We start from the raw sequence: 15,482 nt of genomic DNA, 5'->3' as shown, positions 1-15,482 counted from the left end.
GCCGGGACCGACGTGCACTGCCGAGCGAAACGGGTCAGCCCTTGACGGAGCCGCCCTGGTAGGCGGTCGCCAGGTGTCGCTGGGTGAAGGCCAGCAGGATCACCGCGGCGACGATCGGGATCAGCAGGTAGACGGCCTGCATCCCCGGTGTGGTCTGGGCCTTGAAGCTGTAGGAGGACATGAACTGCTGCAGTGCCGCCGGGAAGGTCCGCCGGTTCAGGTCGCTGATCAGCGTGGTGCCCAACAGGTACTCGTTCCAGGTGTTGATCAGGGTGTACGCCGCGACCGCGCCGATCACCGGCTTTGCGGAGGGCCGGATGATGGACAGCAGCACGCGAATGGTGCCGGCACCGTCGATCGCCGCCGCTTCCTCCACCTCCCTTGGCATCCCGTCGAAGAACACCTTGAACAGCAGCGTGCAGATCGGCAGGTACAGCGCCGCCGTCGCCAGCACCAGTCCGGTCAACGTGCCCAACAAGCCGATCTTGGCCAACAGGTCGTACAGCGGGAACACCAGCACGATCACCGGCACCAGTTGCAGCACCAGCACCAGGCCGATGCCGACCTTGGCCAGCGGCGAGCGCCAGCGGGAAAGCGCGTATCCCGCAGTCATTCCCAGGATGAGCACCAGCACGGTCGTGGCCACCGAGACCAGCACGCTGTTGAGGAAGTTCACCGCCAGCGGCGGCACCACCAGGTTTCCGGTGTTGTACAACTCCGGGTTGCCGAGCACCTGCTTGAAGTTGGTCAGCGACCACTGGCGCGGGATCAACGTGACGGGTTCGAGTCCGCCGGGGGTCGAGTCGAACGCCCTGGACACGATGAACAGGATCGGCAGCAATGACGTGACGAGCACCAACAGCGCGCCGATCGACGGCAGCAGCAATCCCGGTCCGTGCCGCCGGCCACGACTTCGGCCGCCGCCGACCACCACCGGCCGCTGCCGGCGGGGCAGGTCCGGTATGGCCCGCCGGACGGACCGGAACACCGGGCGCAGCAGCCGGAGCAGCACGAAGCCGACCGCCAGCGTCAGGATCATGATGATCATGCTGATGGTGGTGGTGGCGGTGGCGTACCCGTTGTCGTAGTCGCTGAATGCCTTGGCATAGGCGAAGGTTGCCAGCGTCTGGGTACTGCCCAGCGGCCCGCCGCCGGTCAGGATCCAGATCAGGTTGAACTCCTGGAAGCTGGCCATGAAGTGCACCACGCAGGCCGCCAGGCCGATCGAGCCGATGCCGGGCAAGGTGATGTGCCGGAACCGCTGCCATCTGTTGGCACCGTCGGCCTCGGCCGCTTCGTAGAGCTCCTGCGGAATCCGGCTCAGTCCGGCCAGCAACACGATCGTATAGAACTGGAACGAGGCCCAGGTGTTGATGATCAGCAGCACCGGCCAGATGGCGTCGGGATTGGCCAGCAGATCGCCGCCATGGAACCCGAGGGCGGCCGGCACCCCGGTGTAGGGGTCGAGCAGCAGCCGCCACATGTTGAGCCCGACCGGGGCCGAGATCACGAACGGCACCAGCACCAGCACTCGGATCAGGGTGCGGCCCTTGAGTTTCTGGTGCAGGGAGATCGCAGCCAGCATGCCAAGCAGGTAGCTCGGCACCACGCCGCCGATGCCGCGGATGAAGGTGTGGCCGATGATCGCGCCGGCGTCCGGGTTCTCGAAGAACCGGCGGTAGTTGTCCATCCCCACGAAGTTGCCGGTGTTGCCGGCCTTGAAGCTGGTGATGACGCTGGAGATGATGGGGTACAGCACGAAACCGACCAGCAGCACCAGCGCGGGCACCAGCAACATCAGGTAGGTGCCGCCGCCCCGGGCGCCCGGCCGGCGGGATCGTCGGGGATCGACCCCCGACGACCGCTCCACCGGAGCCGATGGAGCAGTCGTCGTGGGGTTCGTCGCTGACGTCACCAGCGTCATTTCTGTGCGTTGATGGTCTCGAGCTCCTTCTCCATGGCCGCGATCAGCGCAGCCGCCGCATCAGCTGGTGCGGTGTCCTTGAGCGAGACCGACTGGATCGCCGGCAGCACCGCATTGTTCATCAGCGGGGCGATCGGAACCGGCTCGGGCACAACGGCATTGTCCAGCAGGCCGGCGAAGCCCTGGACGAACGGATCGGTGATCGCCTCGTTGGCGGCCTTGCGGACAGCCAGCTGGGCGTCGCCGGTGCGGGTGGCGATCAGGTTCTGGGTCTCCTCGCCGCGCATCGCCTCGATGAACTTCCAGGCCAGGTCCTGGTTGGCCGAATCGCCGTGGATGAACAGGGTGTGCTCCTCCCAGAAGGTGGTCGGTTTGGAGATGTGCGGGAGCGGGCCGACCGCCAGATTCTGCAACGTTTCCGGGTAGTTCTTGGAGTTCGGGTAGACGAACGGGCCGGCCGAGTATGAGGCCAGCAGCCCCTTGGCGAAGTTGCCGTCGGTGTTCTCGTAGCCCCAGGTGCCGGCGTCGGACGGGGTGGACTTCCAGGTGTGCACGGCGTCGTAGTAGAACTGCATCACCTGGGTCATCTGGTCCTTGGTGAAGCCCGGCTTCCAGGCCCCGTCGCCGCCGGTGACGAAGGGCGAACCGGTGGACCAGATCAGCGGCAGGAAGTTCGACGACGAGCGGCCGTCGCCGGTCTTGGCCTCGAAGCCGAAGCCGATGTGGTTGTCCACGTTCAGTGCGGTGGCGAACTTGCCGAACTCGTCGAAGGTCCAGCTGTCCGGAACCGTCAGCCCGGCCGACTTGGCGTAGTCGCCCCGGTAGACGATGCCGCGGCAGTTGCAGCGGAAGCCCAGCCCCTTGATCTTCCCGTCGATGGTGTTGGCATCGTAGTCGGCGGAGTAGAAGGCAGCCTTGTCCTCGGTCGCCACGTACGAGTCCAGGTCGGCAAGTTTGACCCCGCTGGCCAGCAGCGCGGTGGCGCCCTGGGCGGTCCAGAAGATGAGATCCGGCGCCTGGCCCGCCTTCTGCGCGGCCGCGGCCTGCGCCGGATAGGTGCCGTCGTCGACCGTGACGAGCTTGAGCTCGGCGCCGATGGACTTGGCCGCCGATCCCATCATTACGTCGGTGATGAACCCTTGGTCCACCCAGGAGGCCAGCATCAGGGTGAGCGTCTTGTTTCCACCGGATCCCGACCCGCCGGCGGCCGCGCTGGTGGCGCCGCCAGAGGCGGCAGCGGTGGTGCCGGCGCCGGCGTTATCGGCCGAGGTGCCCGACTCCCCCGGGCTCGCCGTACCCCCACAGGCACTGAGCAGGCCGCCGCCGAGCGCCAACGCGCCGGTGGCCGCGACCCCCTTGAGGAAGCTACGGCGGGCAAGTGGGTGCCCGGCCGGAAGGCTGCTGTCACTGCTCTGGAACCGCTTCATCGGTGTTCCTCCTGGACGGATGTCGGCATCGTTGCCGGGTGTTCGCGGACGAGTCTTCGCTTATTGTTAACAATCACCGGTTGACATGAGTGTGCGCATCCGAGTCGAGCCTGTCAAGAGCGCGAGCCGGATCGTGGCCGAGTCCACCGCGCCCCTGGTGCCGGCGGGCACCGCCGGCGGCAGGGCACCGACTGACGACAAGGCACCGGCTGACGACAAGGCACCGGCTGACGGCGTCACCACGGGACACCCAGCCGATCGGCCGTCGCGGACAGCTGCTCCCAGACCTCCTGCGGCACCGGGATGCCCTCGGCGTCCCGCTGCTCCCTGACCCGCTTTTCGATGTCGCCGGGGGCCAGCACCTCGTCGAAGCCGGCCGCCGGGCGGGCGCCGCGAATGCCCTGCAACCCCCGGCGGAACTCGTCGGTGATGACGGCCGGGTCACCGAACGCCTCCGGGGCCAGAGCAATGAGCACCACTCCGTTGCCCCAGTGATATTCGGGCAGGAAGCCCACGTGGTTGCCCGACAGCGCGCCGCCCAGCAGTTCGATCATCAGCGCCAGCCCGAATCCCTTGTGCAGCCCGAACGGCAGCAGGGCGCCCCCGCGGTAGAAATCTTCCGGATCGGTGGACGGGCCGCCTGCGCCGTCCTGGATCAGCCCGGGAGCAACCGACCGACCGGCCGCGCGCTCCAGCCGGAGTTTCCCCTCGGCGACCGCCGCGCTGGCGAAGTCGACGATCATCGGGTCGGCGTCGCCGGCCGGCACCCCGATCGCCATCGGGTTGGTACCGAGCATCCGGTCGCGGCCGCCGAACGGCGCCATCGCCGGATCGGCATTGCACCACATGATGCCCACCAATCCCTTGGCGACCAGCCGCTCGACGTACTCCCCGAGCCGGCCTACGTGGTTGGCCGAGCGCACCGTGACCGCCGCGATCCCGGTGCCGGCCACGATCCGCTCGGCGACGTCACAGGCCAGGTGGCCGGCCAGCTGCCCCCAGCAGCGCTGCCCGTCGATCACCGCGGTGGCACCGAACTCGTTGACCACCACGGGTTCGGCGGTCGGGACGGCGCGGCCGTCCGGCACGAAGTCGGCGTACCACGGGATCCGGACCACGCCGTGCGAATCGTGTCCGCAGCGGTTGGCCTCGGCCAGAGAGCGGGCGACCCGCTGCGCCGCGGGCACCGGCGTGCCGACCGCGACCATCAGGGTCGTGCCGCGCCGGACAAGTTCCTCGACGTCGAGCAGCCTGGTGGTCATCGGCTCGTCACCGGGTTCCACAGCTGCGCCGGCGGGGCGCTCACCCCGACATCGATCGCGAACAGGTCCCCGGCCAGCGGGGCACACGCGCTGCCGTCGGGGCGGGTGGCCCTGGCCGTGGTGATCACCAGCAGGTCGCCGAAGAAGGCACAGCTGGTCGCGTGCGGGACCGGGAGCTCGACCACCAGGTCGAGCCGCCCGTCCGGGGTGTACCGGTGCACCCGGCCGCCATCCCAGAGCGCCAGCCACACCGCCCCGGTCTCGTCGATGCACAGGCCGTCCGGGCCGCTCACCGTCACGATCACCTCGCCGCCGCGCAGGGTCGCGGTGCCCGGGTCGTAGCCGAATCGGGTGACGGTGCCGGCCACGGTGTCGGCGAAGTACAGCGTGCCGCCGTCCGGGGACCAGCCGAGGCCGTTGGACAGCCCCACCGGCGCAAGGAGTTCCCGCATTGCCGGCCCGTCGTCGAGCACCAGCAGGGCGGCCGCGGCGGGTTCTTCGGTGAGCGAAAGGGTCCCGGCGACGACCCGTCCGGCGGGATCGCACTTCGCGTCGTTGAACCGCAGGTCCGGCCGGTTGCCCAGCACCTCGAGGAGCGTCTGGATCTCGCCGCTGCCGCGACGGAGCAGGAAACCTTCCCTGGCGGCCAACAGATACTCGCCGTCACGCACCGACGGCAGGGCGGCGCCGAGCGGCCGGTCGATCTCACAGACCGTCGTCAACTGGCTGCCATCCGTGCGGAAGAGCCGTCCGGCGGCGATGTCCACGAATCCGAGGTCGCCGGTGCGGCCGTCCCAGAACGGGCCCTCGCCGAGCTCCGCGCCGACCGTCAGCCACTGATCCGCGGTCCGCCAGGTCGGCTCTGTCGTGGTACTCATCGAGGTGCTCCCACTGTTCCGCCGGGGTTGAGGGCCAAGTTGCCGCCGTCCACCGGAAGGACGACGCCGGTGATGAATGCGGCCGCCGGCGAGGCCAGAAAGGCTACCGCGGCAGCGATCTCGTGTGGCTCGGCGTAGCGGCCCATCGGGATGCCGGCCAGCATCCTGGTGCCGACCGTCCCGTGGTCCAGTGTCCGGTCCGTCAGCAGCGGCACGAAGCCGGGCGTGCTCACCTGGCAGGGCGCGACGGCGTTGACCCGGATGCCCCGGGGTGCCCACTCCACCGCCAGCTCCCGGGTGAGCCCGTCGATCGCCGCCTTACTGATGCTGTAGGCCAGGTTGCCGCGACCCAGCGCCGACGTGCCGGCGATCGAGGACAGGCTGACGATCGAGCCGCCGGCGGTCATCCAGCGGGCCGCGGCCTGGGCGCCGAAGAAGCAGCCGCCGATGTTGGTCCGCAGCACCCGGTCGAACTCGTCCGCGACGAGATCGTCCGGCAGCGTGTGGCTGCCAAGGGCCGCATTGCTGACCAGCACGTCGATCCGGCCGTAGCGCTCGCCGATGCCATCGATCACCGTCCGGAGTTGGACCGGGTCGCTGACGTCGCAGGCCAGCACCGCGGTTGCTTCGTCCCCCGTGTCGTTGGCGCGCAGATCGAGTCCGACGACGGCGAGGCCGTCGGCCCGCAGGGCGTCGACCACGGCCGCGCCGATGCCCTGGGCGGCGCCGGTGACGACCGCGACCCGCGGCCCGGGTGCGACCGTCATGAGGCGAGCGCCGGGCCGGTGGCCGCCGCGATCTGCTGCAGCGCGGCGACCACGCCGGCCTCGCTCGGCAGCAGTGCGTCGACCAGGGCGGGGCTGTGCGGGATCGGGCTGTCCGCCCCGCACACCCGACCCACCGGCTGGTCGAGGTACCAGAAGGCGTGGTCGTTGATCTGCGCGGTGATCTCGGCGGCCGGGCCGGCGCTGATCGGCGCCTCGTCCAGCACGATCACCTTTCCGGTCTTGCGCACGGAGGTCACGATGGTGTTCAGATCCAGCGGGGAGAGGCTCCGCAGGTCGATCACTTCGGTGTCGATGCCCTGGGCCGCAACGGATTGCGCAGCCTTCTCGGCGATCGTCACCCCGTAGCCGTAGCTGATCAGGGTGACGTCCCGCCCGGGGCGGGCGATCCGGGCCGAACCGATCGGCACCAGCTCGTCCGGGCCGCCCGCCGGGCCGCGGGCACCGGTCAACATCTTGTGCATCATGAAGACCACCGGGTCCTCGCCGCGCAGCGCGGATTTCAACAGCCCCTTCACATCCCAGGGTCGGGACGGGAACACCACGGACAGCCCCGGGGTGCTCATGAACGTCGACTGCAGGCTGTTGTTGTGCTGCGCGCCGCCCTGGGCCACGCCGGCGGTGGCCCGCACCACCAAAGGCACCGGGCGACCCCACATGTACCGGATCTTGGCCGCCTGGTTGATCAGCTCGTCCATGGCTCCGTAGGCGAAGTCCATGAAGTTCAGGTCGACGACCGGGCGGGTGCCGTTCATCGCTGCGCCGACGCCGGCCGCGACCATCGCCGCCTCGGAGATCGGGGTGTCCCGGATGCGGTCGGCACCGAATTCCGGACCGAGGCCCTTCACCTGGGAGAAGTGCCCACCCCGGTCGAACAGATCGGTGCCGAGGACGAAGATCGTCCCGTCCCGTTCCATCTCCTCGCGCATGCCGGATCGATAGGCGGTGGAATAGGTTTCGTCGTTGCTCATCGCTGCTCGTTCCCGGTGTAGGCGCTCACGTTCTCGGCGGCGGTGCAGGGGTCCGGCCACGGTGCCTCCTCGGCAAAGGTGACCGCCTCGTCGACGGTCGTTCGGGCGGTGTCGGTCAACGCGGCCAGTCCGGCCTCGTCGAGCAGCCCGGCGGTGATCAACCGGGCGGCGTAGTTCTCGATCGGGTCCTTGGACGAGCGCCACCGCTGCACCTCGTCGTCGGTGCGGTAGCGGATCACCTGGCCGCTGTCGTGGCCCTTGTAGCGATAGGTCAGGATCTCCAGGAAGGTCGGTCCGGATCCGGTCCGGGCCCGGTCGGCGGCCTCGGACACCGCCTGATGCACGGAGACCACGTCCTGGCCGTCGACGGTGAACGCAGGCAGTCCGAAACCGGCTGCCCGCCGCGTGATGTCGGCGCCGCCGGTCACCGAGCTCGTCTGGGTCTCCACCGCGTACAAGTTGTTCTCGCACACCACGATCAGCGGCAGCTTCCAGATCGCGGCCAGGTTGGTGAACTCCCAGACCCGGCCCACGTTGGCGCCGCCGTCGCCGAAAATGCCGGCGGCCACCTGGTCGGTGCCCCGCTGTTTGGCGCCCAGGGCAGCGCCCATGGCGATGCCGAGACCGGCGCCAACCACGCCGTTCGATCCCCAGAGCCCGAGGTCGAAGTCGGCCAGGTGCATCGAGCCACCCCGGCCGCCGTTGCTGCCGCTGGCCTTGCCGTACAACTCGGCCAGTACCGCGCTCGGCGTCATGCCCTTGGCCAATGCGTGGTGGTGGGCACGATGGGTGCCGGCCACCAGATCGGTGCCGCGAAGTCCCCTGGCGATCCCGACGGCGGCGGCTTCCTGGCCGATCGCCGGGTGCATCCCGCCGGGGATCTTGCCGCGCAGCGCGAGCTCGTCGCCGCGTTCCTCGAAGGTGCGGATGAGAATCATCGCGGCCAGCCACTCGCGGGCGGCGGCTGGATCGACGTCCGGCATCGGCTGGGCAGTGCTGGTGGTCATGAACCCTCCGTTGAGTGGGTGAGTGCCGCGGGTGCGGTGAGCAGGGTCGGCGCGCCGAGGATGCGGGCGAACCGGTCGAGAATCACCGCGGCGTCGGCGCCGTCGAAGACGCGGTGGTCCACATTGAGCGAGGCGAACATGGTGTGCCCCACCACTACTGCTCCGTCGCGGACCACCGGCCGGTCGGCCGCGCGACCGACGCTCAGGATGCTGGCCTGCCCATACGGCACGATGGCGGTGAACTGGTCGACGCCCAGGGCACCCAGGTTCGACAGGGTGCTGACCGGGGTGGTCCCGTCAGCGGCGCTCATCAGACCGGAGCGGGCGCGGTCCACCGCTGCGACCCTGGCCCGCACCAGGGCCGGCAGGTCGAGTCCGGGGACATCACCGACCACCGGGATCGCGACGCCTCGGCCGGTGGCGACCGCCAGGCCGATGCCCAGGTCCGACCGGCCCTCGTGCTCCAGGAAGGCGAGCGCCTGGGCACGGATCAGCAGGTCGGTGACGGTCAGCTTGGGCAGCACGATCCGCAGGTCCTGCACCGTGGAAGCCAGTACCGCGACGTCGATCTCGCGGGTCACCGCGAAATGCGGGATCTCCTGCCATGATCGGCTGACGGCCGCCGAGATGGCCGCGCGGTAGTCAGTACCGGGCCGACTGCCGGCCGGCGCCGCGGTTGCCGGCGTTGCGCTGGCCGGTGCCGTGGTGGCGGTCGCGGTCACAGCGCGGGGCGCCGCCGCCGTCCCCGGCGGCGGTGGCGGCGGCGGGATGTGCGGAGCCGGCGCCGCCGGCTCCCTGGCCGCGGTCTCGGCCAGCTCCCGCCGTCGGCGCGGGCTGAGCCGATGCGGCCGCCCGTCACCGTCGTCGAGGGGCGAAACGCGCGGTGCGGCACCCGGTTCCACCGGAGCCGTCTGCTGGGTCCTGGCCGGCTCCGGCAGCGGCTCGGTGCGGGTGGGTGGCGGTTTCTCGCCGTCCTCCAGGACCGCAACGATGGTGCTGCCCGGTGCGATCAGGTCGCCGACGTCGAACAGCCAGGGCCCGAGCACGCCGGCGATGGGTGCCTCGATCTCCAGTTCCGCCTTGGACGTCTCGATGGAGGCGACGACGTCGCCCTTGGCCACCGGTTCGCCGCTCCCCCGCAGGATCGCGGCCAGGACGACATCGTCCGGGGCCATACCCGTCACCGGAATGAATACCTCTTGCATGCAGCCACCCTGCTGTCGAAGTCCGGAGGTGCTCGCCGCCTCGTCATCCGCGGCCTCGCGACATTAGACGTCTAACGTCTGATGTCGATGCTAGGGTGGGTGACCCGAGGAGGTCAAGATGGCAGCGCGTTCCGATCGACATCGATTCGATGCCCAGGAAGAGATCAAGTCGGTGATCCTGAAGCGCAAACTGCCGCCGGGAGCGCCGATTCCCACCGAGACCGAACTCATGGAGGAGCTGGGCATCAGCCGCGGTTCGTTGCGCGAGGCACTGAAGGGCCTGCAGGCCAGGGGCATCGTCGATGTGCAGCACGGTCGGGGGATGTTCGTCGGCGCACTGTCGATGGATTCGTTGGTCGACGGACTGATCTTCCACGGCCGGCTGGACCGCAGCCGCAACGACCTCACCACGGCCGCCGAGCTGGTGGCCGTCCGCGACGTGCTGGAATCCGGGCTGGTGGCACAGGTGGCCGCCGACCCGGACGAGCAGCTGCTGGCCGACCTGGACACCTGTGTCGACGACATGGAACGGGCGGTGGCAGCCGGCGAGTCGTTCCAGGACGCCGACCGGGACTTCCATCTCCTGCTGTACTCGCGGATGGGCAACAGCCTGGTGCAGCAGCTGGTCCAGGCGTTCTGGACAGTGCTGGACGGGGTGAGACCACAACTGGCCAGCGGCATCTCGGCACCCGAGGACGACGTTGCCCACCACCGCCGCATTGTGGAGCGGCTGCGGGCACGGGACCCGGACGGCGCGAGAGCGGCCATGACCGAGCACTTCCGCGGCACCCATGCCTGGATCCGAACCGGACTCGGAGCGGACGCCGCGACCGCCACCGGCACACCAGCGACCGACCGGTGAGCGTGCGCGTCCTCGGGCTGGACATCGGCACCTCCGGCCTCAAGGGCCTCCTGGTCGACGACGCCGGGCGCGCCGTCGCCAGGGCAGCGGCCGGATACCCCACCGCAAGCCCGGCACCGGGGCGGTCAGAGCAGGAGCTCGACGACTGGCAGCGGGCCCTGCGCTCGGTGGTGACGCAGATCCGTGCCACCGCCGACGGGCCGATCGATGCGGTGGCGATCGTCGGGCACACCCCGTCCCTGGCAGTGTTGGACCAGCGCCGGGTGGCACCCGGCCCGGCGATCACCTGGCAGGACGTCCGCGCCGACGCGGAGGCCGCGGAGCTGGCACGCATCTTCGGTGACGAGAGAGCATTGATCGGCGGCCGGCTGCCCTGGAATCCGGCCTATCTGCCGGCGAAGCTGCTGTGGTACAGCCGTTCCGGGGCACCGGCCGGGTGGCTGTTGCAGCCCAAGGACGCCCTGGCGTTCGCCCTGACCGGCGTGCCGGCCACGGACACCTGGGGCTCCAAGGGGCTGTGCCGGATCGACGACGGCGAGCCTGTCGAGCCGCTGTTCGAACTCTGCGGGATCCCGAGCACGCTGCTGCCGCCGCGGTTGGATCCCTGGTCGGTGCAGGGATCTGTCGACCCGGACGGTGCCAGCTGGTCGGGCCTGCTCACCGGCACCCCGGTCGCGGTCGGCTGGACCGACGCCCTTGGCGGGATGACCGGCATCGGTGCGTTCGCCGAGCCCACCGCTTTCGTCCTCACCGGCACCTCGAACATCGTCGGGAGCACCCTGGGCGGCGGACCGTACGACGACCTGCTGTGCGTGCCGGCTTCCTGCGCGCCGTTCGCCGTCGACTACGGCCCGACCCAGTCCTCCGGCGCCAGCCTGTTGTGGTGGGCGCGGGTCACCGGCGGCGACGTCGGCGGGCTGCTCATCGAGGCGGAATCCGCTGAACTCCAGGCGGTCCCGCAGTTCGTGCCGTACCTGTCCGGTGAGCGGGCGCCGGTCTGGATGCCGCAGCTGCGTGGCGAGTTCATCGGCATATCCGCCGAGAGCGGACGCGCAGAGCTCACCCGGTCAGTGCTGCGCGGCGTCGCCAGCGCGGACCGTCACGTGCTGGACACCGCGGGTCATCGGGACGAACCGGTGCATGTCGGCGGGTCGTCGGCACAGGCGAGGGCCTGGCAGCTGGCCAGGGCCGAGGTGTGGGGAGTAGAGGCGGTCCTGCACTCCGAGCCCGACACCAGCGCGCTCGGCGCGGCGATGCTCGCCGTGGCTGCCGTGACCAGCGCGCCGCTCGCCGGAGTCAGTTCCGCCATGCTCGGTGAGGTCCAGACAATCCCGCCCGGTGCCGCCGACAGACTGACCGCGGAGCAGATCCGTACCGAGTACCGCGCCGCGGTCGATCGTTTGCGGGAGCGCGCAGCGAGCTGAACAGCCTGCCGATCAACGACACCGCCGGATCCAGAACTCCCCGTGACCCGGGCGGGCTCCGGCGACATGCTTGTACAGCCGACGCTCCTGCTCGCGGTGGACGGTGATCTGCTCACTCACCCAGCTCAGGTACCCGTCGAGGTCGGCGGCGGCGTGCAGCGCCCCGCGCAGACCGACCAGCAATCCATGGCCGGACAACGGATCTGCCGACAGCACGGCGTCGCCGACCGGCAACGCCGCGGTGTCACCGGCGCGCGGTGGGCAGTCGCCGACCACCGACCGGCGGGCGACCACCGGGGCATCGACGAGGTCGCCCGGAACCCACGGCGCGGAAGGGATCGCCGCGGCCCAGGTGGCCCGGATCCGGTCCGGCCCGGCCGCCAGCAGATCGGCGTCGGTCACATAGCCCACCGTGCTCGACCGCCCGTCCCCCATGGCATACCACCAGCCGTTGTCCGCTGCGTCGACCAGCAGCCGTGGCCCGAGGTCGGGCAACCCGTTGGGTATCCGGCAGGTGATCGCGACCATCGGATGACGACGGACGGCCGGCAGACCGGCACCGCTGTGCAGCCGATCGGATCGGCCGGTGGCCAGCGACAACGATCGCCCGGCCACTGCCATCCGGTCCTGCGCCGGACCGGCCACCTCAACGGCCCAGACACCCGCGGCCCGCTGCACCGTGGTGGCATTACCGTCCAGGAACTCGATCTGCGGGAAGCTCGCCGCGACGACGTCCCGCAGCGCCTGGTCGAACCAGGACCGGTCGATGACCCAGCCGCCCGCCCAGCGGTCCTGCTGTCCATTCTGCTCGGTGAAAGCGTCGTTCCCCCACCGGAAGACGGTGCCGGCACAGCGCGGCGCCCGGGTCCGAACGTCGTGCAGGATGCCGACCACCTGGAGCACAGGCGCCAGGTCGCCGGACAGCAGTTCGAAGGTCCCTGCCGGGTGCCGGCGGCCGGGACCGATCACCGCAACGGACCGGCCGGCCGCCGCCTGCGCCGCCGCATGCACGAGGCCGACCGGTCCGTCCCCGACGACCACCACGTCGTGGTGGACATCCGTCATACCCGTTGGTACTCCAGGATCCGGGCGGCCGGAGCCGCATCCACGGACACCTGCAGACCGGCGTTCATCAGGTCACTGCCGGGAATCTCCTGCGAGGCACCGGAATCGCGGTCCGTCACCTTGTACTGCCGGTTCTGCTGCAGCCCGCGGAACTTGATGGTGGTCGAGCTGTCCGGGCTGTCCGGGCGCCGGAAGACCTGCACGAAGCCGGCGGAGGCGTCCCGCTCGCCGAACTGCCAGGCGATCCAGACATCCGACGCGGGACCGCCGTCGGTCAGCGGGAAGTAGTCGCCGTACAGGTGCGTGGACAGCTTCTTCCACTCTGCCGTCGTCTCCTTGAGGGTGTCCCACGGTGTATTTTGCTGGTTGACGTCCAAGGCGTTGTGCAACGACGGCCCGTAGTTGCTTCGCACGTTATAGACATCATCCGGGCTGCCGGTGACCCGTACTGCCCCACCGTGCAACGGCACCCAACTCGAGGCGCCATGGATGTGCGTTTGATTGCCGATGGCGTTGAGCACGTAGTCGCTGCGGAGTAGGTTGACCGCCAGCCCCAGGGTCTCTACATCCATCCGGCGCCCACCGCTGGCACAGGTGTCGATGACCAGCCCCTTCTTGCGCTGCTGCAGCCCCTGCCAGAAGGCGAGATGCCCTTCCACATATCGGATCTGCAGCATGCCGCGACGGCCGTAGGCGTCGTTCTCCCGCCAGTACGGGAGAGGACCGACGTTGAAGTCCTCGCGGTAGACGTCGATGCCGTCGTGCACGATCATGTCGCCGATGGTCTTCGTCGCCCACTGACGGACCGCGGGCTTGCCGAAGTCGAGCAGGAAGATGTCGGAGTTGCCGGGCATCGACAACAACCACTCGGGGTGGTTCACGTGCAGCCAGGTACCTTGGCGTACCCGTTCGGGTTCGAACCAGACAATGGTCCGCATGCCCAGTTCGTGTGCCCGGTCCAGCGCCGGCTTCAGGCCGTCCGGATACCGGTCGGGATCCGGGAACCAGGAGCCGGGCCAGTTCCAGCTGTGCGAGGCGCCCTCGGGAACGGCGGCCCAGCCGGCATCGATCCACCAGTGATCGAGCGAGCCACCGGTCGCGGGCGTGGCGTGGTTTTCGCCGTAGGCGTTGAGCCAGGTGATCTGGTCGGCGGAGGTGTCCCACTGCTCCGGGAAGTAGTCGTTCGACTGGGTCGGCGCCAGTGGCTGGACGACGGCGCCGTCGGTGTGCGGTAGCTGGTGCGCGACGAACCACTGCCGCCAGTCGTTCTGCCCTGCATGCCAGTCCTGGCCCTGCCAGGGCAGCACGACGATCCGCGGCGTGCGGATCTGCTCGCGCGGTTCCAGCCAGAGTGCGGTGAGCTCGGCGGCCTCGATCCGGCTGCCGTCGGCGACCGAGTCCAGCTGCGTCATCCCCGCTTTCACCCGGAGGGTGCCGGTGCCGATCCGCTCGCTCTGCAGGGCCCATTGGCCCGGCCAGCCGATCGCGGCGATCATCCCCTGGCCACCCCAGTCGAAGTTGAAGTAGGGCCAGCCGTTGCGGATGAAGGTCGAGACCTGCGAGCTGTCCATGCCGTAGGTGATCCGGGGATCGTTGTCGTTGACCACCTCGGCGTCGTCGCCGGTGCCGATCTTGAACGCGTCCACATTGACGTTCACCCCAATGCCGGCCGGGTTCTTGTCGGACCTGGATCGCACCACGATGGTGTGCGTGCCGGCCGCGAGATCGGTCTTGGTGAACAGCTCGACCTGCTTGAGCCAGGACGTCGCGTATTGATCGACGACGGCGACCTGCTCGCCATCGATCAGCACATCGGCCTTGCCGCAGTCCACGTTCCGGACGCCGATCCAGGTGATCGCTGTGCCCTCGAAGGTCAGGCTCGCGGTCGCGCCGGCCGCCGTGGTGGAGTGCTGGTCGGAGTTGATGTATCCCGGTGCGCCACTGCCGGTCAGGTAGGCCCACGGATTGCCGGCCGCGGCTCTGTACACCCCGTCCGACGGGCGGCCGTTCGCGGTGGAGAAGAGCCGGAAGCTGTCGGCGGGCAGGCGGACGTCGAACGGGCTGAAGTCCTGTGCCTTGGCGTCACTGCCGCTGCTGGTGTGGACGGTCCACTCCCCCAGCGATCGCGGCTTGAGCGAGACATCCAGTGCGAGAACGTTTTCGATCAGCCGGGTGCCGATGGTGGAAGTGTTGGTGAAGTTGACCAGCCAGGAGACGGCGTTCGTCCGGCTGTACTGCACGCTCTCCAGCGCCACCTTCAGTCCGGTCACCGGATCGGTCCAGGTGACCGTCGACTGACGGCCGCCGGCGACGTTGCGGGACGACCGGGACCGGCGCCACCGCGGCAACAGCTCATGGGACGGAACACCGCCGTAGGTGAACGAGAACGGCGGTGTGGTGGCGAAGTCCGGCAGCGACCATCCGGCCGACGCCGCGACCGGCGTTCCCGGCTTCCCGCCGGTGGCGGCGGCCGCCTGCTGTCCGGTCAACGGCAGCAGCGCTGCCGTCCCGGCGGCCAGACCGGCGAACTCCAGGAACTTCCGCCGGTTGACCGCCGACTTCGGTGAATCCTCAGGCGCTGATTCGATCGGGTGCTGTGGCATGCGATTACCGTTCCTTGGCTAGGATTCCAGCGCGCCCGGGCCGGCGCCTGGTGGTGGACAATGGGTTGG

At 69.6% G+C, this 15,482-nt stretch carries 12 protein-coding genes; 2 read left to right on the top strand and 10 right to left on the bottom strand.

The genetic code is table 11. The annotated features are described in order from the left end of the window. Nucleotides 1-34 precede the first annotated feature (34 nt). The 8 genes from K340_RS0109575 to K340_RS34090 all read right to left on the bottom strand — a co-directional run bounded on the left by K340_RS0109575 (nucleotide 35) and on the right by K340_RS34090 (nucleotide 9,459). Nucleotides 35-1,915 (bottom strand): ABC transporter permease, encoded by a 1,881-nt coding sequence (locus K340_RS0109575; RefSeq protein ID WP_161632080.1) that lies wholly within the window; start codon nucleotides 1,913-1,915, stop codon nucleotides 35-37. A gap of 5 nt (nucleotides 1,916-1,920) precedes the next feature. Beyond that, entirely contained in the window at nucleotides 1,921-3,351 is a 1,431-nt protein-coding gene (locus K340_RS0109570; RefSeq protein ID WP_029136559.1) for an ABC transporter substrate-binding protein, read from the bottom strand. 236 nt (nucleotides 3,352-3,587) lie between these two features. Beyond that, nucleotides 3,588-4,613 (bottom strand): Ldh family oxidoreductase, encoded by a 1,026-nt coding sequence (locus K340_RS28760; RefSeq protein WP_154674159.1) that lies wholly within the window; start codon nucleotides 4,611-4,613, stop codon nucleotides 3,588-3,590. Further along, complete coding sequence (locus K340_RS28755) at nucleotides 4,610-5,491, bottom strand: SMP-30/gluconolactonase/LRE family protein (protein WP_051265626.1); 882 nt, start codon at nucleotides 5,489-5,491, stop codon at nucleotides 4,610-4,612. The genes K340_RS28760 and K340_RS28755 overlap by 4 nt, the downstream gene beginning before the upstream one ends. After that, nucleotides 5,488-6,258: an SDR family NAD(P)-dependent oxidoreductase gene (locus K340_RS28750; protein ID WP_051265624.1), complete on the bottom strand. Its 771-nt coding sequence runs from the start codon at nucleotides 6,256-6,258 to the stop codon at nucleotides 5,488-5,490. Before K340_RS28750 ends, K340_RS28755 begins: the two co-directional genes overlap by 4 nt. Further along, complete coding sequence (locus K340_RS0109545; protein ID WP_029136558.1) at nucleotides 6,255-7,247, bottom strand: alpha-ketoacid dehydrogenase subunit beta; 993 nt, start codon at nucleotides 7,245-7,247, stop codon at nucleotides 6,255-6,257. Before K340_RS0109545 ends, K340_RS28750 begins: the two co-directional genes overlap by 4 nt. Further along, complete coding sequence (locus tag K340_RS28745) at nucleotides 7,244-8,254, bottom strand: thiamine pyrophosphate-dependent dehydrogenase E1 component subunit alpha (protein ID WP_051265622.1); 1,011 nt, start codon at nucleotides 8,252-8,254, stop codon at nucleotides 7,244-7,246. Before K340_RS28745 ends, K340_RS0109545 begins: the two co-directional genes overlap by 4 nt. Further along, nucleotides 8,251-9,459: a 2-oxo acid dehydrogenase subunit E2 gene (locus K340_RS34090; protein ID WP_029136557.1), complete on the bottom strand. Its 1,209-nt coding sequence runs from the start codon at nucleotides 9,457-9,459 to the stop codon at nucleotides 8,251-8,253. Before K340_RS34090 ends, K340_RS28745 begins: the two co-directional genes overlap by 4 nt. A 118-nt stretch (nucleotides 9,460-9,577) precedes the next feature. Here K340_RS34090 and K340_RS28730 point away from each other — a divergent pair, with 118 nt between their 5' ends. Further along, nucleotides 9,578-10,321 carry a FadR/GntR family transcriptional regulator gene (locus tag K340_RS28730; RefSeq protein ID WP_084614215.1) on the top strand — a complete coding sequence of 248 codons (744 nt, stop codon included), beginning with the start codon at nucleotides 9,578-9,580 and terminating at the stop codon, nucleotides 10,319-10,321. Then, nucleotides 10,318-11,745 (top strand): xylulokinase, encoded by a 1,428-nt coding sequence (locus K340_RS36215; RefSeq protein WP_029136556.1) that lies wholly within the window; start codon nucleotides 10,318-10,320, stop codon nucleotides 11,743-11,745. Before K340_RS28730 ends, K340_RS36215 begins: the two co-directional genes overlap by 4 nt. A gap of 12 nt (nucleotides 11,746-11,757) precedes the next feature. Here the strand turns inward: K340_RS36215 and K340_RS0109520 are convergent, their stop codons facing one another. Next, complete coding sequence (locus K340_RS0109520; RefSeq protein ID WP_029136555.1) at nucleotides 11,758-12,810, bottom strand: NAD(P)/FAD-dependent oxidoreductase; 1,053 nt, start codon at nucleotides 12,808-12,810, stop codon at nucleotides 11,758-11,760. Continuing rightward, complete coding sequence (locus K340_RS0109515) at nucleotides 12,807-15,413, bottom strand: alpha-galactosidase (RefSeq protein WP_029136554.1); 2,607 nt, start codon at nucleotides 15,411-15,413, stop codon at nucleotides 12,807-12,809. Before K340_RS0109515 ends, K340_RS0109520 begins: the two co-directional genes overlap by 4 nt. Between the last annotated feature and the right edge of the window lie 69 nt (nucleotides 15,414-15,482).

This window comes from Nakamurella lactea DSM 19367, assembly GCF_000426645.1.
GTDB lineage: Bacteria > Actinomycetota > Actinomycetes > Mycobacteriales > Nakamurellaceae > Nakamurella > Nakamurella lactea.
The sequence above is the reverse complement of the archived record's forward strand: the minus strand, read 5'-3'. Positions and strand labels throughout refer to the sequence as shown.

Bases quoted from the DNA above. Each gene is read 5' to 3' on its own strand.
- K340_RS28760 (WP_154674159.1), bottom strand. From the start codon at position 4,613: ATGACCACCAGGCTGCTCGACGTCGAGGAACTTGTCCGGCGCGGCACG.
- K340_RS34090 (WP_029136557.1), bottom strand. From the start codon at position 9,459: ATGCAAGAGGTATTCATTCCGGTGACGGGTATGGCCCCGGACGATGTC.
- K340_RS0109515 (WP_029136554.1), bottom strand. From the start codon at position 15,413: ATGCCACAGCACCCGATCGAATCAGCGCCTGAGGATTCACCGAAGTCG.
- K340_RS28745 (WP_051265622.1), bottom strand. From the start codon at position 8,254: ATGACCACCAGCACTGCCCAGCCGATGCCGGACGTCGATCCAGCCGCC.
- K340_RS28730 (WP_084614215.1), top strand. From the start codon at position 9,578: ATGGCAGCGCGTTCCGATCGACATCGATTCGATGCCCAGGAAGAGATC.
- K340_RS0109570 (WP_029136559.1), bottom strand. From the start codon at position 3,351: ATGAAGCGGTTCCAGAGCAGTGACAGCAGCCTTCCGGCCGGGCACCCA.
- K340_RS0109545 (WP_029136558.1), bottom strand. From the start codon at position 7,247: ATGAGCAACGACGAAACCTATTCCACCGCCTATCGATCCGGCATGCGC.
- K340_RS0109520 (WP_029136555.1), bottom strand. From the start codon at position 12,810: ATGACGGATGTCCACCACGACGTGGTGGTCGTCGGGGACGGACCGGTC.
- K340_RS28755 (WP_051265626.1), bottom strand. From the start codon at position 5,491: ATGAGTACCACGACAGAGCCGACCTGGCGGACCGCGGATCAGTGGCTG.
- K340_RS28750 (WP_051265624.1), bottom strand. From the start codon at position 6,258: ATGACGGTCGCACCCGGGCCGCGGGTCGCGGTCGTCACCGGCGCCGCC.